Consider the following 19,649-nt stretch of genomic DNA (forward strand, 5'->3'; position numbering starts at 1 on the left):
TCCGGCCCGGCCGGCGACGGCTCAGCCCAGAGCGCCGAGGACCGCGTCGGCCATCGCCCGCTCGCCCGCCGCGTTCGGGTGGAAGGGGGCGGCGGCGGTGGTCAGCAGCGGCTCCGTCCACCGGGTCGAGGCCGGCTTGCAGAGGTCGTGGCCGACGGACTTGGCGTACGTGTCCACGTACACGGCTCCGTGCGCGGCGGCCTGGGTGGCGATCATGGTGTTGAGGCGCTTCTGCGTGTCGCGCAGCCAGGGGGCGTCGCCCTTCGCGATCGACACGACGCCGGGGCAGTTCGACCCGTCGTCGGGGAGGATCGCCGGATACCCGGTGATCAGGATCCTGGCCTGCGGGGAGCGTTGGCGGATGCCGTCGAGGGTCGCGGCGATCTTCGGGGCGGTGGCGTCGATGGTCTCCGCCAGCCGGTCGGTCCCCGTCCAGGTGTAGCTCGTCCGGCACGGCGAACCGGACGGAGCGAAGAGACCGAGGGTGACGCAGCGGACGATGATGTCGGCGAAGCCGATGTCGTTGCCGCCGACGGTGAGCGTGACCAGGCCGGTGTCGGCGGTCAGCGCCTGGAACTGCGGCGGAGCGGAGGAGTTCTGGGAGGTCGTCATGTGCACGGTCGTGGCACCGCCGCAGGTGACGTCGGTCGTGGCGGTCGGCGCCAGCGCCGCCTTGACCAGCGTGGGGTAGTTCCGGTCGGAGCGGGTACAGGCGCTGTCGGTCTGGGTGGGGACCCCGGCGGCGGAGGCGTAGGAGTCCCCGAGGGCGACGTAGCGGCCGACGGACGGGGCCGCGGACGCGGGGGCTCCGCCCAGCGTGGCGACGGCGGTCAGCGCCGCCGTCGCGGCGGTGACACTGAGGACGTGACGGGTCGTGCGGCTCTTTCCGGCTGATCGCATGGCCGTGCCTCTCACGAGAAGGAGAAGGATCCACCGGCGGCTCCGGGTGGAGCCGGCCGGTGCGCGGCCGCGCCGGACCGGCGGTCCCGACCGCCCGTCGACGCTCCCGCGAGGCGCTGCAGGGGTCACTGGTTACTGACCGGTTGACCCAAAAGCAATATGACGACGGGGTGACGAGGCGTCAAGGCATCCGGCAGCTTTCCGGGGGCGCCGGGGCCGGGTGCGTCCCGCCGGTGACGGTCGTCGGCGGGGCACACCCGCCCGAAAGGATGAACCGGACCTCGAACACGGCGTGTTCCGCCTCCGCAGGCACCACGGTGCCTACGGGACGGGTGGGGCCGTCCCACCGTGGAACGCGCGGGCGGCGCGGGAACGGGCACGAGGGGAGAGACCGTGGAACCAGTCGAGGGGCGCCCGCCGGCATCGCTGCGGGAGCGGGCGCGCTACCGGTTCGACCGGACACTGGCGCGTTCCACCGGCACGCTGATGGGCTGGCTCGTCCTCACCTGCCTGGCCGTCGTGATCCCGGTGAGCGCGGTACTGGTGTGGACCGACCCGGGCTCACCCCGGTCGCTGGCCGACCGTCTGACGGCGGTCTGGCGGACCAGCGCGGAGACGCTCCGCCTGGGCTCGGCCACCGGCGCCCCGCTGCGCCTGGTGCTCTCGGCGATGCTCGGACTGGTGGCCCTGCTCGGCGTGTCGACCCTCGTCGGCGTCGTCACCACCGGTCTCGCCGACCGGATGACGGAGCTGAGCCGGGGGCGCTCGACCGTCCTGGAACAGGGGCACGTCGTCGTGCTCGGCTGGTCGGACCAGGTGACCACGGTGGTGAGCGAGCTGGTGGCCGCCCAGGCGCCGGGCCGGCCGCGTGCCGTCGTCCTCCTCGCCGACCGGGACAAGGCAGAGATGGAACGCACACTCGCCGCCCACCTCCCGCCGGCCGCCCGGGGGCGGATCATCTGCCGCAGCGGCCCCGCGAGCGATCCCGACGTGCTCGCCCTCGTCGGCCCGCACACCGCGAGCACCGTACTGGTGCTGCCCTCGGGGGGACCGGCGGCCGACGCGGAGGTGCTGCGGGTCCTGCTGGCGCTGCGCGCGGTGCTCGGCGACGGGCCGGACGGACCGCCGGTCCTCGCCGCGGTGCGGGACGACCGCTACCGCGCCCCGGCCCGGCTCGCCGCCGGCCCGCGCGGCACGGTGCTGGAGACCGACACCGTCAGCGCCCGGCTGATCGCGCAGTGCGTGGGCGGGCCGGGCCTCTCCCTCGTCCTCCGCGACCTCCTCGACTTCGCGGGCGACGAGTTCCACCTCGTCGACGCCACCGCCTTCCACGGCGAGACCTTCGGCACGGCCCTCCTGGGACACCCGAACTCCTGTGCGGTCGGACTGCTCACGCCGGAGGGCCGTACGCTGCTCAACCCGCCGGCCGGGACCCCGGTCGAGCCCGGCAGCCGCCTGATCGTGCTCGCCCTCGACGACGACAGCACCAGGACCGAGGAGTGCCGGCACCTCGTCGATCCCGCCGTGATCGCCACGGACGGACCCCCGCCCGACGACCCGACCCGCCTCCTGGTCCTCGGCTGGAACCGGCGCGCGCCGCTCGTCGTCGGTCAGCTGCGGGACACCGCCCGCCCCGGATCCCTCCTGGACGTGATCACCGAGACCGCCGTCCCCGAGCCGAGGGATCCGCGGAGCGGTACGCCGACCCCGCACGGGCCCGCGGACGGGACGCCCGCGGGCGCCGCCGTCCGGTTCCGGTCCGCCGCGCTGTCCCGGCCCGACGCCCTGCTCGGGCTCGACCTCACCCCGTACGACGGAGTGGTCGTCCTCGGACCGGACCCGGGCGACGGGCCGGACCACCCCGACGACTGGACGCTCGTCACCCTGCTGGCCCTGCGGCTGCTGGAGGAACGCGCCGGGCGGGAACTGCGCGTCGTCACCGAGCTCACCGACGACCGCAACCGGCCGCTGGCCCCCGTCAACCGCGGCTCCGACGTCATCGTCAGCGGGAAGCTGACCGGTCTGCTGATGGCCCAGATCACCCAGAACCGGCATCTGGCCCCGGTGTTCGACGAACTCTTCTCCGGCGACGGCGCGAACGTCCTCCTGCGCCCCGCCGGTACGTACGTCCGCCCGGGCGCCGAGGCCACCTTCGCCACCGTCGTCGCCGCCGCGCGCGACCGGGGCGACTGCGCGATCGGCTACCGCTGCCGGGACCGGACGGAGGCCGGTACGGACCACGGAGTGCGGCTCAACCCGCCCAAGGGCGAGCGGCGCGTATGGGGCGCCGGGGACCAGGTGGTCGTGGTGGGGACGCCCCGGAGAAACCCGGCCGCACCGCCCGCCCCGCCGCGCAGGGACGCCCACCGGGCCGATCCGCCGGCCGGGCCACTCGACCCTGCCGGTAAGGGGCGCCTCTAGACTTGGCGCGTGGACCGGTCGATGGGGTTGCGAGAGCGCAAGAAGCTGCGGACGCGGGAGACCATTTCCGAGGTCGCGATCGCGCTCTTCCTGGAACACGGCTTCGACCAGGTTTCCGTCGCCGACATCGCCGCGGCCGCCGAGGTCTCCAAGCCGACGCTCTTCCGGTACTTCCCCACCAAGGAGGACCTGGTCGTCCAGCGCTTCGCCGACCACCAGGACGAGAGCGCCGGGGTGGTACGGAACCGGCCGTCCGGAGTGGGGCCGGTCGACGCGCTCCACCAGCACTTCCTGGCCGGGCTCGAAGCGGGCGACCCCATCACGGGACTCAACGACCACGAGGGCGTCCTCGCCTTCCACCGCCTCCTCCACTCCACCCCCGGCCTGGTGGCGCGCTCCGCCCAGTACCTCGCCCGGGCCGAGGAGGAACTGGCCCGCGCCCTCGCCGGCACCCTCGGCGAGGGGGCCCGGGAGGTCACCTCCCGGGTCCTGGCCGGGCAACTGGTCGCCACCCTGCGCATCCTGTCCCTGACCAACTGGCAGCGCATCGTGGACGGCAGGACCACTGCCGAGGTCCGGCCCGAGGCCGTCGCCGACGCGGACCACGCCTTCGCCCTGCTGCGCCGCGGACTCGTCGCCCTCGAAGCGCCGTACGGAGCCCAGCCCGACGCGCCGTCCGGCCCGGACGGTTCACCCGGCGCCTGAGGCTCCCGCCGCCTGTGGTGTCGGGCACACCGGCGGACACCACCCCGGGCTCCGTCCCTTGCGGTGGCTGGCGTCTCCCTCGCCCGGAGGCCCCGCGCGAGGAGCCCGGTGACGGAGATCTCCTCCACCGAAGGCCCTTTCTCGGGCACGGTGGTGCGGTCGGGGGGGACGTCCGACCGCCGTACGACCGAGCGAGATGCCATGACCGCGACCGCCGCAGCCGCCCAGAAGCTCCACCTCTCCCGCCGCGCGCCCCGTGCCCGTACCGGCGGCCCCCACGACGACGACGAGGGCCCCAAGATCCTGGAACACGTCCTGGGCTGGACCCTCGTCGTGGTCCTCGCCCTCTTCGTCACCGGCGCCGGCCTGATGTGAGGTGCGCGGCGGGGCGCGGCGGCCCGACGGTCCTTCCGGGCCGGATGATCAAAGGCCTCCGCGCCCCGTGACGGGGGCGCCCCGATCGGGCATACTCGGTGCGCCACAGCCGCTGACCGGCACCTTCCGCGATCCGGAGGGGCAGGATCGGTTGGGCACGCACAGCCTGTGCCGGGCCCCGCCCGGACCACTCGGCGGCGCGGCCCTCACCCCGGGCGCGCTCGCCGTCACGCCCGACAGGGAGGAGAGCGCCGTCATGCCCGACCGAGCCCCGCAACCGGTGGAACGCCGACTGCCCACCGAGGAGTCCCGACAACTGCTCGCGCTGGTCCGTGACATCGTCGCGAACGAGATCGCGCCGAAGGCGGCCGACGAGGAGGAGGCGGGCCACTTCCCGCGCGAACTCTTCACCCTCCTGTCCGAGTCCGGCCTGCTGGGCCTGGCGTACGACTCCGACTTCGGCGGCGGCGACCAGCCGTACGAGGTCTACCTGCAGGTCCTGGAGGAGCTGGCCGCCGCCCGGCTCACCGTGGGGCTGGGCGTCAGCGTGCACACGCTCTCCTGCCACGCGCTCGCCGGCTTCGGCACCCAGGAGCAGAAGAAGGCGCACCTGCCCGGCATGCTCTCCGGGGGGCTGCTGGGCGCCTACTGCCTCTCCGAGCCCGCCTCCGGCTCCGACGCGGCCTCGCTGCACACCCGGGCGGTGCGGGACGGTGACGGCTGGGTACTCACCGGCACCAAGGCGTGGATCACCCACGGCGGCATCGCCGACTTCTGCACCGTGCTGGCCCGCACCGGGGCCGACGGTCCCCGGGGCATCACCGCCTTCCTGGTCCCCGGCGACGCCGAAGGGCTGAACGCGGCGGCCCCCGAGCGGAAGATGGGCATGAACGGCTCGCCCACCGCCCAGCTCCACTTCGACGGCGTACGGATCCCGGACGACCGACGCATCGGGGAGGAGGGACAGGGGTTCGCCATCGCGCTCTCCGCGCTCGACTCCGGCCGCCTGGGCATCGCCGCCTGCGCGATCGGCGTCGCCCAGGCCGCGCTGGACGAGGCCCTCGGATACGCCACGGACCGGCGGCAGTTCGGCCGTCCGATCGCGGACTTCCAGGGGCTGCGCTTCCTCCTCGCCGACATGGCCACCCAGATCGAGGCCGGCCGGGCCCTCTACCTGGAGGCGGCCCGGCTCCGCGACGCCGGACAGCCCTTCTCCCGGCAGGCCGCCATGGCGAAGCTGTTCTGCACGGACGCGGCCATGCGGGTCACCGTCGACGCCGTGCAGGTACTGGGCGGTTACGGCTACACGCGGGACTTCCCCGTCGAACGCCTGATGCGGGAGGCGAAGGTGCTCCAGATCGTGGAAGGCACCAACCAGATCCAGCGGATGGTCATCGCCCGCCACCTCGCCGGCCCCGAGTCGCACTGATCCGCTGCGGCAGCCGCGCCCACACCGGCGCCGCCACGATCCTGTTCCACTCCTGGTCGTGGCGGCCCGGCACGGTGCGTCCGGAGCCCTCCCAGTGGCGCAGCAGCGCGACGTAGATGGGCGGATCGGCGGGCTCCGCCGCGGGCGGGGACGAAACGGAGGGCCGCCCGGTCGCGCCGGGCGTCCCCACCGGGGAAGTGGGCGCACCGGGGCCTGCCGCCCCGGCGAAGCGGTCCTGCGCCGGGAGCGGTGGGGCCGCGGGGCGGGGGAGCGGTTGCGCGGAGGGCGGGGCGACCAGACGGCGACGACCTGAGCCCGCCGCGGTGTCCGCGTTGGTCGTGGGGGTCATACCGGACCAACGCCGCGAGGCGTTGCCGGGTCACCGTACGAGTGATTCGTGTGCGCGTTCGGTCGGGTCCGGGCCCTGCGGGGCCCGGGCTCTCACCGGTACCCGCACCTCGCCGGCGGCGCCGTCGGGTGCGTGGGTACGTACTTCCGTGGCGGTGGCGGCGCTCAGGCCGCGCGGCGCATCTGCGGTACGCGCATCGGGTGCGAGCCGGCGCCTCCGGCGTGCGAGAAGGGCTGCATGCGCCAGTCGAGTCCCTGAGGGAGCGTCAGCAGCAGCCCGGTCTCCTGCTCCTGCGCCTCGAGCGTCTCGTCGGCGGGCTCGGCTTCGGCGGCGTCGCGGCCGGTGCCCGCGCAGACGGTGAGCACGAACGGGTTCCAGGGGGTGGGGCAGAGCGCGTGCTCGGGGAGCACGTACTCGTCGGCGAGCAGCGCGATCGGCTGCTCGCAGTCCGGGCAGACGACCCGGTACATCTCGAAGGTGTCGTACGCGTCGGACACGCTGTCCTCGTCCGTATCGACGGGCTCCGGTTCGCTGTGACCGGTGAGCTTCAGGCTCTGCATGGGAAAGTCCCCCCTCAGTGGGCCGACAAGGCGCGATGGCCTCGACCACAGCAAGCACTTCCCCCCACCGCTCCGTCGTAACCGCTACGCGGGTAGCCAACAGGGAGTAAACATGTGGCCTTGGTCACATGGTGCCCGCCGGGGCCCTTCCGGAGGCCCCCGGACTGTGCCCGGAGGTACCCGGGGCAATAGGTTGACCGCATGGAGGAGCTGGACCGTCAGATCGTGGAGTTGCTCGTCAAGGACGGGCGGATGAGCTACACCGACCTGGGCAAGGCCACGGGCCTGTCCACGTCGGCCGTTCATCAGCGCGTCCGCAGGCTGGAGCAGCGCGGGGTGATCAGGGGCTACGCCGCCGTGGTCGACCCCGAGGCCGTGGGCCTGCCGCTGACCGCGTTCATCTCGGTGAAACCGTTCGACCCCAGCGCCCCGGACGACATCGCCGAGCGGCTCGCCGGCGTGCCCGAACTGGAGGCCTGCCACAGCGTCGCCGGGGACGAGAACTACATCCTCAAGGTGCGGGTGGCCACCCCGCTGGAGCTGGAGCACCTGCTCACCCGCATCCGCTCGCTGGCCGGGGTCTCCACCCGGACCACCGTGGTCCTGTCGACCCCGTACGAAGCCCGGCCCCCGCGCGTCTGAGAGGGCCGCCCGGGCCGCGCCCACGCCCTTTCGGGAGGGGCGCGGAACGCCCGTGCCGGGGCACGCGGGAGACTGGTCCCATGACCGAGAGCACCGCCCGCCAGAGCGACCCCGACCACCGCACCGTGCTGCTGCGCGGTGGGGACGTCCACAGCCCCGCCGACCCCTTCGCCACCGCGATGGTGGTCGAACGCGGGCACGTCGCCTGGGTGGGCTCCGAGGGGGCCGCGGACGCCTTCGCGAGCGGCGTCGACGAGGTCGTCGACCTCGAAGGCGCCCTGGTCACCCCCGCCTTCACCGACGCCCATGTGCACACCACCTCCACAGGTCTCGCCCTCACCGGGCTCGACCTCTCCGGCGCCCGCGACCTCGCCGAGGCACTCGAACGGGTCCGTGCCTTCGCGGACGGCCGGCCCACCGACGCGGTGCTGCTCGGCCACGGCTGGGACGCCGCACGGTGGCCCGGCCTGCGGCCCCCTTCGCGCCGGGAGCTGGACGGGGCGGCGGGCGGCAGGGCGCTCTACCTGACCCGTGTCGACGTGCATTCGGCGGTCGTCACCACCGCCCTGCTGGACCGTGTCCCCGGCGTCACCGCGATGTCCGGCTACCGCGCCGACGGCCCGCTGACCGGCGACGCCCACCACGCGGTCCGGGCGGCCGCCCACGCGTCCGTCACCACGCGGCAGCGGGCCGACGCCCAGCGCGCGGCCCTGCGCCACGCGGCCTCGCTCGGCATCGGTACCGTCCACGAGTGCGGCGGCCCCGAGATCTCCGGCGAGGACGACTTCACCTCGCTGCTCGCCCTGGCCGGCGAGGAGATGGGCCCCCGGGTCCTCGGGCTCTGGGCCGAACACGTCGAGGACGACAAGGGTGCCGCGCGCATCCGGCGACTCGGCGCCCTCGGCGCCGCGGGGGACCTCTTCGCCGACGGCTCGCTGGGCTCGCACACCGCCTGCCTCCACGAGCCGTACGCCGACGCCCCGCACACCGGCTCCGCCCACCTGGACGCCGCCCGGATCGCCACCCACGTGGCGGCCTGCACCGAGGCGGGCCTCCAGGCGGGGTTCCATGCCATCGGCGACGCCGCCCTCACCGCCGTCGTCGACGGCTTCCGCGCCGCGGCCGGGCGGGTCGGCCTGGCCCGCGTCCGCGCGGCCCGCCACCGCGTCGAACACGCGGAGATGCTCACCCCCGTGACGATCGCCGCCTTCGCCGAACTGGGGCTCACCGCTTCCGTGCAGCCCGCCTTCGACGCGGCCTGGGGCGGCGAGGACGGCATGTACGCCCAGCGACTGGGCGCCGAGCGGGCCGCGACGCTCAACCCCTACGCCGCGCTGCTGCGCGCCGGGGTGCCGCTCGCCTTCGGCTCGGACAGCCCGGTCACCCCGCTCGACCCGTGGGGCACCGTGCGGGCCGCGGCCCACCACCGCACCCCGGAGCACCGGATCTCGGTGCGCGCCGGATTCACCGCCCACACCCGGGGCGGCTGGCGCGCCGCGGGCCGCGACGACGCCGGAACCCTGGTGCCCGGTGCCCCGGCCGACTACGCGATCTGGCGTACCTCCGAACTGCTCGTCCAGGCCCCCGACGACCGGGTCGCCCGGTGGTCCACCGACCCCCGGTCCGGCACCCCTGGCCTGCCCGATCTCTCTCCGGAGGCCGACCTTCCGGTCTGCCTGCGGACCGTCGTGGGCGGGCAGAGCGTCTACGTACGACCGAACGAGTGACGAGTCGGCGTTCCATACCGCCGATCGATGGGGGGAACGGTCGGGCAAGACCCGCCGATCTCCCGCACTGACCAGGCACGATGAGGCGAATCCGCAGGTCGGGGCGGTGTTGACAGAAAGTGGTCGGGGGCCGGTAGGTTCGGCCGGGTCCACCACAGGACGTCCGACCGGTCGAACCTCCACGCAGTCGTCGAACGCCGCTGGGTCACGGGGTGGTGAACCGCACCGGTTCACCACCACTGACAGCCAGGTTCAGCGCCCGCGCCTCGGGGGCGAGGGAAGGTTTCACCGGCCGGCGGGTGCGACCCGGGTGGGGCCCGGACGTTCAGTAGACAACGGCTTTCGGTCGACCCGCAGCCAGCGGGCGCCAGGTCGGCCCGAAGGGCGCCGGGCCCCGATCCGCAGACCCGCCCCCGCGCGGACTCGGCCGGTGCGCGGGGTTCGCCGGGTGTTCACGCGAAGGCCACCTCGCCCGCCGCTGATCTGTCCGTACTTTTGAGGTTCTGTCCCGCGCTCCGGACACCGCCGCACGCCCGGGGCGCCCGGCGGGTGCCGCGCGCTCGATATGGTGTCCCTCTGCGTACGGACCTTAAGGGGCAGTTAGTGAACGACGGCGGTCAGCGGCGGTACGACCCGCTCGGCAGAGTCCTGGTGATCATCCCGACCTACAACGAGGCCGAGAACATCAAGCCGATCGTCGACCGGGTACGTGTCGCCGTCCCGGAGGCCGACATCCTGGTCGCCGACGACAACAGCCCCGACGGCACCGGCAAGATCGTCGACGAGATCGCGGCCGAGGACTCCCAGGTGCACGTGCTGCACCGCAAGGGCAAGGAAGGGCTGGGCGCCGCCTACCTGGCCGGCTTCGGCTGGGGAGCCGAGCACGGTTACGGCGTCCTCGTCGAGATGGACGCGGACGGCTCCCACCAGCCCGAGGAACTGCCCCGCCTGCTCACCGCCCTCAAGGGCGCCGACCTCGTCCTCGGCTCGCGCTGGGTGCCCGGCGGCCGGGTGGTGAACTGGCCCAGGAGCCGCGAGATCATCTCCCGGGGCGGCAGCCTCTACTCCCGGCTCGCCCTCGGCCTCGACGTCCGCGACGTGACCGGCGGCTACCGGGCGTTCCGCACCGGCACCCTCGAAGGACTCGGTCTGGAGGAGGTCGCCTCGCAGGGGTACTGCTTCCAGGTCGACCTGGCCCGCCGCGCGGTGGAGGCCGGATTTCACGTGGTGGAGGTGCCGATCACCTTCGTGGACCGCGAGATCGGCGACTCCAAGATGAGCCGCGACATCCTCGTCGAGGCCCTGTTCCGGGTCACCGGGTGGGGCATCACCGCCCGGACGAACAAGGTCACCGACAAGGTGCTGGGCCGCAGGCCCGCCCCGGTCGCCGGCCCTGCCGCCGCTTCCGGTCCCGACGCAACCGGCGCTCCGGACGACGGGCCGCACGCCCCGCTCCGGCCCGTTCCCGACGACGGGGGCGGCCACGCTCAGGCGTCCGCCGCCCAGACCCCGCCGGACGCCGACCCCTCCTGAGGCGCACCCCGCCCGGCGCCCCCGGACCGTCCGCTCGCCCCGCCCGTCCCGCTCGCCCCGCCGTACGGGCACACTGGTGACATGACGACCGGCACCCCGCCCCCGAACCGTCCCCGGCGCTCGCGCGTCCGCGGATTCCTCCCGCTCGGCTTCGCCGCCTGGCTGGTGGTGGAGGTCTGGCTGCTGATCCTGGTGGCGCGCGCGGCCGGGGGCCTCACCGTCCTGCTGCTCCTGGCGGCGGGCTTCGTCTTCGGCGCGGCGGTGGTCAAGAAGGCCGGTCGCCGCGCCTTCTCCCACCTCACCGAGACCCTCCGGCAGGCGCCCGGTCAGCCCGGCGGCACGAGCGAGCCGCCGGAGCCGCAGCCGACGGCCCGGGGCAACGGCTTCCTGATGCTGGGCGGAATCCTCCTGATGATTCCCGGCATGCTCTCCGACCTCGCCGGCCTGCTGCTCCTGGTGCCGCCCGTCCGTACGGCGCTCAGCCGGTCCACCGAGCGGTCCCTGGAACGCCGGATGCGCGCCGCCGCCGCAGGAAGCCTCGCCGGAACCTTCCAGCAGGCCCGCATGCACCACCCGGACGGGAAGGTCGTCCAGGGCGAGGTCATCCGCGAGGACGGCTCGCGGCCGCCCACGGGCGGCGACGACGGGCCGCGAGGCCCCCGGCCGCCGCTGACCCCCTGAACCTCGCGCCCCGGCAGTGCCCGCCGGACACCCGGTGGGCGCCCGGGCGCCGCCCGCCGCCACGTGCGGCGGCGCCACGCGGAAAGCCGCGGGCCGTGACACAGGGAATGTGTCACGGCCCGCGGCTGTCGTGGCCGCATGCGGTGCGGCCGTCCGTTCGGTGCTCGCGCGGATCAGGCGGACTTCCTGCTGTCCCGCGGATGCACGGCGATGTTCATGGCTCCGGAGCGCAGAACCGCCAGCCTCTCGGCCAGCACCTCCTCCAGCTCCTCGCGGGTGCGCCGCTCCATGAGCATGTCCCAGTGCGTACGCGCAGGCTTGCCCTTCTTCTCCTCGGGGCCATCCCCGTCCACCAGGAGTGCCATGGCGCCACACGCCTTGCACTCCCACTCCGGCGGAATTTCCGCCTCTACCGAGAACGGCATCTCAAATCGATGTCCGTTCTGGCATGCGTACTCCACCGCCTGGCGCGGGGCCAGATCGATGCCGCGGTCCGTCTCGTAGCTGGTAACCACGAGTCGCGTGCCGCGGAGAGCTCGCTCACTCATGAATCGTGCCTCCCGGGCTTGTCGCCCACAGGACAGGTGTCGCTGTCGTCGTCATCCGGTCAACGTCCGCTCAGCGGTAAAGATTCCCGTTGCCGGCCATGCGTCGCCCGTCGTGCCGCTGCTGTGTCAGGGTTGAATACCCACCGCTGCCCGGACTGTCACCCTTTGAACGGATTCGTCACTCAACAATCTGATGTCATCCACTCGCAGTAACGGTCTTTCCGGGCAGGCCAAAGGCGTACACTACCGGCCTTTTACTTCAACGTCTAAATCCGCTCCGGCACGGGGTTGCCCGCGGCGGCCACAGCGGCCCGCAACGGCACCCTGGCGAGCAGCACCGAGCCGACGACGAAGAACACCACCAGCGAGATGATCGCCTGCCGATAACTGCCGGTCAGCTGGTACGCCAGGCCGAAGACCAGGGGCCCCAGCCAGCTGAGTCCGCGGTCGCTCATCTCGTACGCGGAAAAATACTCGGCTTCCTTGCCGCGCGGGACCAGATGCGAGAAAAGGGAACGGGAGAGTGCCTGGCTGCCCCCGAGGACGAGACCGATCGCCGCCGCCAGGACGTAGAAGAAGGCGGGCGCGTCGGCCGGCAGGAAGTAGGCGGCCACCAGGATCAGCGTCCAGACCACGAGGGACGCCAGGATCGTGCGCTGCGCGCCGTAGGTCCGGGCGAGCCGCCCCATCCCGAGCGCGCCCGCCACCGCCAGGATCTGCACCAGCAGGACCGCGGTGATCAGCGTCGTCTGATCGAGGCCCAGCTCCTCGGAGCCGTACACGGAGGCCTGCGAGATGACGGTCTGCACCCCGTCGTTGTAGACGAGGTACGCCAGCAGGAACGCGAGCGTCAGCGGATGGCGCCGCATGTCGCGCAGGGTGGCGATCAGCTGCCGCCACCCCGAGCCGACGGCGCCCTCCCCCTCCGGTGCCACCCGGCGGTCGCGCAGCCGCCGCAGCGGCACGACGGTGAAGGCGCCCCACCACAGACCGGCGGAGGCCAGGCAGATGCGCACGGCGTCCGACTCGGAGAGGCCGAACGAGTCGTGCCCCGTGTAGACGATCAGGTCGAGCACGAGGACGAGCGCGCCCGAGGTGTAGCCGAACGCCCAGCCCCGGGAGGAGACCGCGTCCCGCTCCTCGGGCCCGGCGATCTGCGGGAGGTAGGAGTTGTAGAGCACCATCGACACCGAGATCGCCGCGTTGGCCACGATCAGCAGGAGGGCGCCGAGCAGATAGCGGTGGCCGTCCAGGAAGAACATCCCGGTCGTGGCCGCCGCCCCCGTGTACGCCGCCGCGGCCAGCAGCGGCTTCTTGCGGCCGGAACGGTCCGCCGCCGCGCCCACCAGCGGCATGAGCACCACCGCGAGGAGCACCGACACGGAGACCGCGTACGCGAAGAGCGATCCGGCCCGCACCGGCACGCCGAGCGGATGCACGAACCCCTCGGAATCGGCGGCCGCCTTCGCCACCGAGGTCAGATAGGGCCCGAGGAAGACGGTGAGCACGCTCGTGGAGTAGACCGAGCACGCGAAGTCGTAGAAGTACCAGCCCCGTTGCTCCCGTCTGCGCGCGAGGGCCCCCGCCGCGTCCGCCGGCCGTTCTGGCGGTGTCGCCTTCCCCGTGGTCTCCGTGCTCAACCCGCGCCCCCTGCCCGGTCCGTCCCGCTCGTGCCCGGCCGAAGCGGCGTCAGGACCAGGCCCCGCGCTCGCTCAGCACCGTACGCAGCGTTGCGATGTGATCGGTCATGATGCCATCCACCCCGAGGTCGAGGAGCTCGGTCATCTGTGCCGCCTCGTCGACCGTCCAGACGTGCACCTGGAGGCCGAGGGCGTGCGCCGTACGGACGAAGCGCCGGTCTACGACCCGGACACCGTTCTGGCTCACCGGTACCTGCGCGCACACCGCCCCGGCGCGCAGCGGCGCCGGGATCCCGAGCGAGCGCAGTCGCAGGGCCAGCACGCCCCGCACCCCGTACGAGGTGGCGAGGCGGGGGCCACCGAGCCGCTGGGCCCGGGCCACCCTGGCCTCCGAGAACGAGCCCACGCACACCCGGTCCCAGGCATCCGTCCGGCGGATCAGGGCGAGGAGGGGTCCGAGCGAGGACTCCGCCTTCACGTCGACGTTCCAACGGGCCTGCGGGAACTCGGTCAGCAGGTCCTCGAAGAGGGGCAGGGGCTCCCTGCCGTCCACAAGGGCACGCCGGACCTCGCTCCACGGCAGCTCCGCTATCCGCCCCCCGGCGTCGGTGACCCGGTCCAGCGTCGGATCGTGGAAGGCGACCAGCCGGCCGTCCGCCGTGGCGTGCACGTCGGTCTCGAAGTAGCGGTACCCCTGTGCCGCCGCCCGGCGGAAGGCGGCAGCGGTGTTCTCCAGCCCGTCGGCCGCGCCGCCGCGATGGGCGAACGGGATCGTCGACGGATGGTCCAGATACGGGTGGCGTCCTGAGTTCACCGCCGCAGTATGGCCGCCCCCGACGACCGTCCGGCGACGACCCCGGTCGCTCCCGGCGACGCGGGGGAGGCGAACAGGCGCAGGAAGAGCTGGGCGAGCGGCCCGATCGCCAGCGCGTACACCACGGTCCCGATGCCGAGCGATCCGCCGAGCGCGAACCCTGCCGCCACCACGGCCACCTCGATCGCCGTCCGCGCCAGGCGCACCGACCGGCCGGTCACCCGGTGCAGACCGGTCATCAGACCGTCTCGCGGCCCCGGCCCGAAGCGGGCGGTGATGTAGAGGCCGGTCGCCGCCCCGTTCAGTACGACCCCCAGCGCCATCACCGCGATCCTGGCCGGCCACCCGTGCGCCTCGGGCACCCACGCGAGGGTGGCGTCGATCGCCAGGCCCACCACGAAGACGTTGGAGACGGTGCCCAGCCCCGGGCGCTGCCGCAGCGGGATCCACAGCAGCAGCACGAGCGCCCCGATCCCGATCGACACGGTCCCGATGGCGACGCCGGTGAGCTCCGAGATCCCCTGGTGCAGCACGCCCCATGGTTCCAGCCCGAGCCCAGCGACGACGAGGAGCGCCGAACTCACGCCGTACAGCACCAGGCCGGCGTAGAGCCGCACCAGTCGGCGGACGAGAGAAGCGTGGTGCGGGACGGCGGTGGCGGACATACGAGAACCCCTGCTGTGGTGGTGGTGGACCGGCTCATGTCACTCTGGGGCGGGGGATTGGCCGTCAGCCATGGCCAATCCGAGGAAGGTGGACTGATTTCATGGCTCAGTGGACTTCGACGGTCGGGGCGGCGCAGCTCGCGCGCCAGCTCCAGGCCCCGCTCTCCCGGCCGGTGCTCCCCGGCATCCGGAAACCGCCCGCCTACCGTGCGCTCGCGGACGGGGTCCGGCTCCTGGTGCTGGAAGGGCGGGTACCCGTCGCCGCCCGCCTTCCCGCGGAGCGCGAGCTCGCCCTGGCCCTCGCCGTCAGCCGCACCACCGTCGCCGCCGCCTACGAGGCGCTGCGCACCGAGGGCTTCCTGGAGTCCCGGCGAGGTGCGGGCAGCTGGACCGCCGTCCCGGCGGGGAACCCGCTGCCGGCCAGGGGCCTGGAACCGCTGCCGCCCGAGGCGCTCGGCTCGATGATCGACCTGGGCTGTGCCTCGCTGCCGGCCCCGGAACCCTGGCTCACCCGGGCCGTCCAGGGAGCGCTGGAGGAACTGCCGCCCTACGCCCACACGCACGGCGACTACCCCGCCGGACTGCCCGCCCTGCGCCGGATGATCGCCGACCGCTACACCGAGCACGGCGTCCCCACCATGCCGGAGCAGATCATGGTGACCACCGGGGCGATGGGCGCCATCGACGCCATCTGCCACCTCTTCGCCGGGCGCGGCGAACGCATCGCCGTCGAGTCGCCGAGCTACGCCAACATCCTCCAGCTGATGCGGGAGGCGGGCGCCCGGCTGGTGCCCGTCGCCATGAGGGACGGGCTGGGCGGCTGGGACGTGAACCGCTGGCGCCAGGTCCTGCGCGACTCGGCCCCCCGTCTCGCCTACGTCGTCGCCGACTTCCACAACCCCACCGGCGCGCTCGCCGACGAACAGCAGCGGCGCGCCCTGGTGGAGGCGGCACGCTCGGCAGGCACGGTCCTGGTCGTCGACGAGACGATGCACGAGCTCGCCCTCGACGAGGACGTGGAGATGCCCCGCAGGGTCTGCGCCTTCGACCCCGCGGGCAGCACCGTGATCACCGTGGGGTCGGCCAGCAAGGCGTTCTGGGCCGGGATGCGGATCGGCTGGGTCCGGGCGGCGCCCGACACCATCCGCAGCCTGGTGTCCGCCCGCGCCTACGCGGACATGGGGACGCCCGTCCTGGAGCAGCTCGCCATCAACTGGCTGCTGCGGACGGGCGGCTGGTCCGAGGCGGTCGGGCTCCGGCGCGAGCAGGCCCGGGGCAACCGCGACGCACTGGTCGAGGCGGTGCGCCGGGAGCTGCCCGACTGGGAGTTCCAGGTGCCGCGCGGTGGTCTGACGCTCTGGGTGCGTACCGGCGGACTCTCCGGTTCGCGTCTGGCGGTGGCGGGCGAGCGGGTGGGCGTCCGGGTGCCGTCCGGGCCCCGTTTCGGCGTGGACGGGGCGTTCGAGGGATACGTCCGGCTGCCGTTCACGGTGAGCGGTCCGGTGGCGGACGAGGCGGCGGCACGGCTGGCCGCCGCAGCGGCCCTGGTCCGGGCCGGCGCCGGGGCGGGAACCGACGCGCCGAGGACCTTCGTGGCCTGAGACCGCCTTTGTGAGCCGGAGGCGGGGCCGTGCGGGCCCGCACGGCCCCGGCGGAACGAGCCGCGCGCCCCTGCCCGTCGGGGCGCGACGCGCCGGTCAGCCCTCCGCGACCGCCGGCTGCGGTGCGCGGAGCGCCTCCCGCTCGTCGAGGGACCGGTCCGCGGCCGCCTCGGGGTCAGTCCCCCCGGCGGTCCGCTCCGGCAGCAGCGCGAGCACCGCCTGCCGGTCCGCGTCCGCCGCGGACTCGTCGTACGGGTCGGGGGTGGCCGGTACCTGGAGCCGCAGCACCTCCCCGGCACCCAGCCGGGCGTAGCCGCGTCCAGCGGGCACCCCGGCGACCGGTGTGGTGTGCGGCTCGGCGCCGAGGACGGCCGCGACCTGCTCCCGGTCGGCCCCGCCGAGTACGGCTCGGGCCCGGGTGTGGGCCAGTACGGCCTCAGAGACGCCCTCCACGGTGTCGAACTGGTCGACGAGGACCACGGTGACCCCGGCTGCCCGGCCGTGCCGCAGCGGCACCTGGAGGAGCTCCTGCGGGTCCGGCCGGCCGGCCGCCGCCGCGAGGTGTCCGAGGACCGACGGGCGGTCCAGCAGGATCCAGAGCGGGCGTTCGCCCCTCTCGGCGACGGGGCGCCCCGCCTGGCGTTCCCGGTTGGCGTCGATGAGCCGCCGCTCGGTCTCGTGCGCCGCCCATTCCAGGGTCGCCAGCGCCCCGGCGAGCCCGCACTCGACGGCGAGGACACCCGCGCGCCCGCTCAGGAAGCCGTACTCGCCGCTGCCCCCGCCGTCGACGATCAGCACGTCGCCGTCGCGGAGGGCCTGCAGCGCGAGGGAGCGCAGAAGGGTCGTCGTACCGCTGCCGGGGGTTCCGACGGCGAGCAGATGGGGCTCCGGGGAGCGGGGGCCCGTCCGCCAGACGACGGGGGAGGCGTCACGGGTCGCGTCGCCGTCCCGTACCGGGACGGTGCGCCGGACCGCGCCCGGGTCGGTGAAGCCGAGGACGGTCTCGCCGGGACCGGTGACGAATCGCTGGGCGGCGATCGTGGCCGGGAGCGGGTCGAGCACGGTCATGGAGAACTGGTTGGCCTCCTCGTCCCACGCGAAGTGGTACTCGCGCCCCCGGCCGGACTTGGCGTGCACGACCTGTTCGATCCGGTCCCGCGCCACGCCCTCGCCGTCGGTGAACCAGGCCGGGTAGCTCACCCGGAGGCGGGTGAGGCGGCCGTCGCCGTCGAAGGCGTACCCGCTGAAGGAACTCTCCCAGTCGCCGCCGTGGGCGAAGAGCGGTGCGGGGTCGTCGGCCACGGAGAAGTACGGGACCAGCGCCTCGTACAGGGTGCGCAGCCGGGCGGCTCCGGCCTCGTCCGGGCCGGTCTTCGCGGGGCTCCTGCCGCGGCCCTTCCACGCGGCAGCGCCCATCACCGCGATCAGGGCCAGGACCGGCCCGTGCGGGATGAGCGCCACCACCGTCACACAGGCCGCGACGAGGAACAGCCTGGGACCGCGCCGGTCCTTGGGCGTCGCGGCCCATCTCTGCCGTCCTGCGACGGCCAGCAGCCCCAGACCACGGGTGATCGTGATCAGCGGGTGGAGGACGTCGGCGGCGCTGTCGGCGGCCGTGCGCGCGAACTCGCGGCCGCGAGTGATCGAAGCGCCGCCGCTGGTCAGAATGCGGGGGAGAGGTCGCCGGGCCACGTCTGTCTCCTGGAGGGGGTGGGGGGATCGGGTGCGCAGGCTCAGAACTTGATCCCGCCCAGCAGACCGGCGAGGCTCGCCCCGCCCGCCGTGATGCTGGGAGCGATGGCGGTGCCGGCCAGGTAGAAGCCGAACAGGGCGCAGATCAGGCCGTGGGAGGCCTTCATCCCGTCCTTCTTGAAGAAGAGGAAGGCGATGATGCCGAGCAGTACCACGCCGGAGATGGAGAGGATCATGAGCGTTTCTCCTGGTTGAGGGGGACGGTCACCATGAGTCCTTCCAGGCTCACCCGATGTATCTATACGATAAAAGGTGCATTGGAGTGAGAACCGGGCGATTTCACCCGACCGGACCAGGAAAGGTGGCCGCCCGGCCGTCCGTCGGGTGCTAGGCCGTCGCCGGCACTTCCCGCCGACACCGGGGCGGGGGATTCGGGCGGACACGGCCCGAGGCTCCCCGGTCCCGATGTGAGGAAGAACGCACCCGCGGGTGCGTCGGAGAGCGCCGGACTCCCGCCCGCCCACCCCGGCCCCTACCTCCCGGTGTCCCCGCCCCGCCCGGCGGCAGGGCGGTATCCTGTCGGTTTACCCGTACGGCCCCACGAGCCGTACCCCGGCACGCCTGCGACGACGGCCAGGGCAACGACAGCGGTCAAGGAAGGCGGCCCGTTCCATGAGCGAAACCCCCGACCCCGAGGTGGTCGAGCTGGCCACCAAGGTCTTCGACCTGGCCCGCCGCGGCGAGACGGACGCCCTCGCCGCCCACGTGGACGCGGGAGTGCCCGCCAACCTCACCAACGACCGGGGCGACTCCCTGCTGATGCTCGCCGCCTACCACGGCCACGCGTCGGCGGTCACCGCCCTCGCCGCCCGGGGCGCGGACCCCGACCGCGCCAACGACCGGGGGCAGACGCCGCTCGCCGGCGCCGTCTTCAAGGGCGAGACCCCGGTCGTCGAGGCGCTGCTCGCCGCGGGCGCCGACCCGGCCGGAGGGACGCCCTCCGCCGTGGAGACCGCGCGCATGTTCGGCAAGGCCGACCTGCTGGAACTCTTCGGTGCGCGCTGAGACGACCGCCCGCGCGGGCGGCAGGGCCCGGGAAGACCGGTCCGTCGGAAATGTGGTCGCGGTGGCGAAATGGCTGGGTCATCATGACGTCGCGGGTCCGCTCAGGACCACCGACGAGAGGCAGAGGAAGATGCTCGGCACCAGGCACAGGACGGCGGTCGGCCGATCATGTCGCTGCGCGGCATAGTGCTCCGGCACTAGGCCGTGTCAGACCCAGACACGGCCCAGGTGGTCACCTGCGGACCAGCCTCCGGGACGAGGACGCCACGGCGCCTCACGGGGTGCCGGGCCCGCGCCTTCCC

General features: G+C 73.8%; 18 protein-coding genes. 10 read left to right on the forward strand and 8 right to left on the reverse strand.

What is annotated here, in order from left to right:
- Positions 1-21: 21 nt before the first annotated feature.
- Positions 22-900 carry an SGNH/GDSL hydrolase family protein gene (locus PZB77_RS27175; RefSeq protein ID WP_275495259.1) on the reverse strand — a complete coding sequence of 293 codons (879 nt, stop codon included), beginning with the start codon at positions 898-900 and terminating at the stop codon, positions 22-24.
- Positions 901-1,293: 393 nt separating this feature from the next.
- Between PZB77_RS27175 and PZB77_RS27180 the strand changes: the two genes are divergently transcribed.
- The 4 genes from PZB77_RS27180 (at position 1,294) to PZB77_RS27195 (ending at position 5,830) form a co-directional block, all read left to right on the forward strand.
- Positions 1,294-3,321 carry an NAD-binding lipoprotein gene (locus PZB77_RS27180; protein ID WP_275495260.1) on the forward strand — a complete coding sequence of 676 codons (2,028 nt, stop codon included), beginning with the start codon at positions 1,294-1,296 and terminating at the stop codon, positions 3,319-3,321.
- A 9-nt stretch (positions 3,322-3,330) separates the two neighbouring features.
- Positions 3,331-4,026 carry a TetR family transcriptional regulator gene (locus PZB77_RS27185; protein ID WP_275495261.1) on the forward strand — a complete coding sequence of 232 codons (696 nt, stop codon included), beginning with the start codon at positions 3,331-3,333 and terminating at the stop codon, positions 4,024-4,026.
- A 201-nt stretch (positions 4,027-4,227) separates the two neighbouring features.
- The gene (locus PZB77_RS27190; RefSeq protein WP_275495262.1) at positions 4,228-4,401 is read left to right on the forward strand and encodes an SCO1431 family membrane protein; all 174 of its coding nucleotides are present in this window, start codon (positions 4,228-4,230) and stop codon (positions 4,399-4,401) included.
- A gap of 256 nt (positions 4,402-4,657) precedes the next feature.
- Entirely contained in the window at positions 4,658-5,830 is a 1,173-nt protein-coding gene (locus PZB77_RS27195) for an acyl-CoA dehydrogenase family protein (RefSeq protein ID WP_275495263.1), read from the forward strand.
- Between the two features lie 513 nt (positions 5,831-6,343).
- On the opposite strand, the gene PZB77_RS27200 is transcribed toward PZB77_RS27195, so the two are convergent.
- Positions 6,344-6,739: a hypothetical protein gene (locus tag PZB77_RS27200; protein WP_275495264.1), complete on the reverse strand. Its 396-nt coding sequence runs from the start codon at positions 6,737-6,739 to the stop codon at positions 6,344-6,346.
- Between the two features lie 201 nt (positions 6,740-6,940).
- On the opposite strand from PZB77_RS27200, the gene PZB77_RS27205 reads away from it, so the two are divergent.
- From PZB77_RS27205 to fxsA, 4 genes are all read left to right on the forward strand, one after another.
- Complete coding sequence (locus tag PZB77_RS27205) at positions 6,941-7,381, forward strand: Lrp/AsnC family transcriptional regulator (RefSeq protein ID WP_018490165.1); 441 nt, start codon at positions 6,941-6,943, stop codon at positions 7,379-7,381.
- 80 nt (positions 7,382-7,461) lie between these two features.
- Positions 7,462-9,108 carry an amidohydrolase gene (locus PZB77_RS27210; RefSeq protein WP_275495266.1) on the forward strand — a complete coding sequence of 549 codons (1,647 nt, stop codon included), beginning with the start codon at positions 7,462-7,464 and terminating at the stop codon, positions 9,106-9,108.
- Positions 9,109-9,711: 603 nt separating this feature from the next.
- Positions 9,712-10,641: a polyprenol monophosphomannose synthase gene (locus tag PZB77_RS27215; protein ID WP_275495267.1), complete on the forward strand. Its 930-nt coding sequence runs from the start codon at positions 9,712-9,714 to the stop codon at positions 10,639-10,641.
- Positions 10,642-10,722: 81 nt separating this feature from the next.
- Complete coding sequence (fxsA, locus tag PZB77_RS27220; RefSeq protein ID WP_275495268.1) at positions 10,723-11,322, forward strand: FxsA family membrane protein; 600 nt, start codon at positions 10,723-10,725, stop codon at positions 11,320-11,322.
- A 173-nt stretch (positions 11,323-11,495) separates the two neighbouring features.
- Here fxsA and PZB77_RS27225 read toward each other — a convergent pair whose 3' ends face one another.
- The 4 genes from PZB77_RS27225 to PZB77_RS27240 all read right to left on the reverse strand — a co-directional run bounded on the left by PZB77_RS27225 (position 11,496) and on the right by PZB77_RS27240 (position 14,989).
- A complete protein-coding gene (locus PZB77_RS27225; RefSeq protein ID WP_007262928.1) occupies positions 11,496-11,870 on the reverse strand; it encodes an RNA polymerase-binding protein RbpA in 375 nt (124 codons plus the stop codon).
- Between the two features lie 266 nt (positions 11,871-12,136).
- Positions 12,137-13,510, reverse strand: a complete 1,374-nt coding sequence (locus PZB77_RS27230) for an MFS transporter (RefSeq protein ID WP_275495271.1) — start codon at positions 13,508-13,510, stop codon at positions 12,137-12,139.
- 49 nt (positions 13,511-13,559) lie between these two features.
- Positions 13,560-14,324, reverse strand: a complete 765-nt coding sequence (locus PZB77_RS27235) for a glycerophosphodiester phosphodiesterase family protein (protein WP_275495272.1) — start codon at positions 14,322-14,324, stop codon at positions 13,560-13,562.
- On the reverse strand, positions 14,321-14,989 hold the full coding sequence (locus PZB77_RS27240; protein ID WP_275495273.1) for a hypothetical protein: 669 nt from the start codon (positions 14,987-14,989) through the stop codon (positions 14,321-14,323). The genes PZB77_RS27235 and PZB77_RS27240 overlap by 4 nt, the downstream gene beginning before the upstream one ends.
- Before the next feature lie 101 nt (positions 14,990-15,090).
- Here PZB77_RS27240 and PZB77_RS27245 point away from each other — a divergent pair, with 101 nt between their 5' ends.
- Complete coding sequence (locus PZB77_RS27245) at positions 15,091-16,590, forward strand: PLP-dependent aminotransferase family protein (RefSeq protein WP_275495274.1); 1,500 nt, start codon at positions 15,091-15,093, stop codon at positions 16,588-16,590.
- A 96-nt stretch (positions 16,591-16,686) separates the two neighbouring features.
- Here PZB77_RS27245 and PZB77_RS27250 read toward each other — a convergent pair whose 3' ends face one another.
- Together PZB77_RS27250 and PZB77_RS27255 are read right to left on the reverse strand one after the other, a co-directional pair.
- A complete protein-coding gene (locus PZB77_RS27250; protein WP_275495275.1) occupies positions 16,687-18,282 on the reverse strand; it encodes a hypothetical protein in 1,596 nt (531 codons plus the stop codon).
- Between the two features lie 41 nt (positions 18,283-18,323).
- On the reverse strand, positions 18,324-18,518 hold the full coding sequence (locus PZB77_RS27255; protein ID WP_275495276.1) for a hypothetical protein: 195 nt from the start codon (positions 18,516-18,518) through the stop codon (positions 18,324-18,326).
- 436 nt (positions 18,519-18,954) lie between these two features.
- On the opposite strand from PZB77_RS27255, the gene PZB77_RS27260 reads away from it, so the two are divergent.
- Complete coding sequence (locus PZB77_RS27260; RefSeq protein ID WP_275495277.1) at positions 18,955-19,347, forward strand: ankyrin repeat domain-containing protein; 393 nt, start codon at positions 18,955-18,957, stop codon at positions 19,345-19,347.
- Positions 19,348-19,649 lie beyond the last annotated feature (302 nt).

Source organism: Streptomyces sp. AM 2-1-1 (assembly GCF_029167645.1).
In the GTDB taxonomy this organism is placed as follows: Bacteria; Actinomycetota; Actinomycetes; order Streptomycetales; family Streptomycetaceae; genus Streptomyces.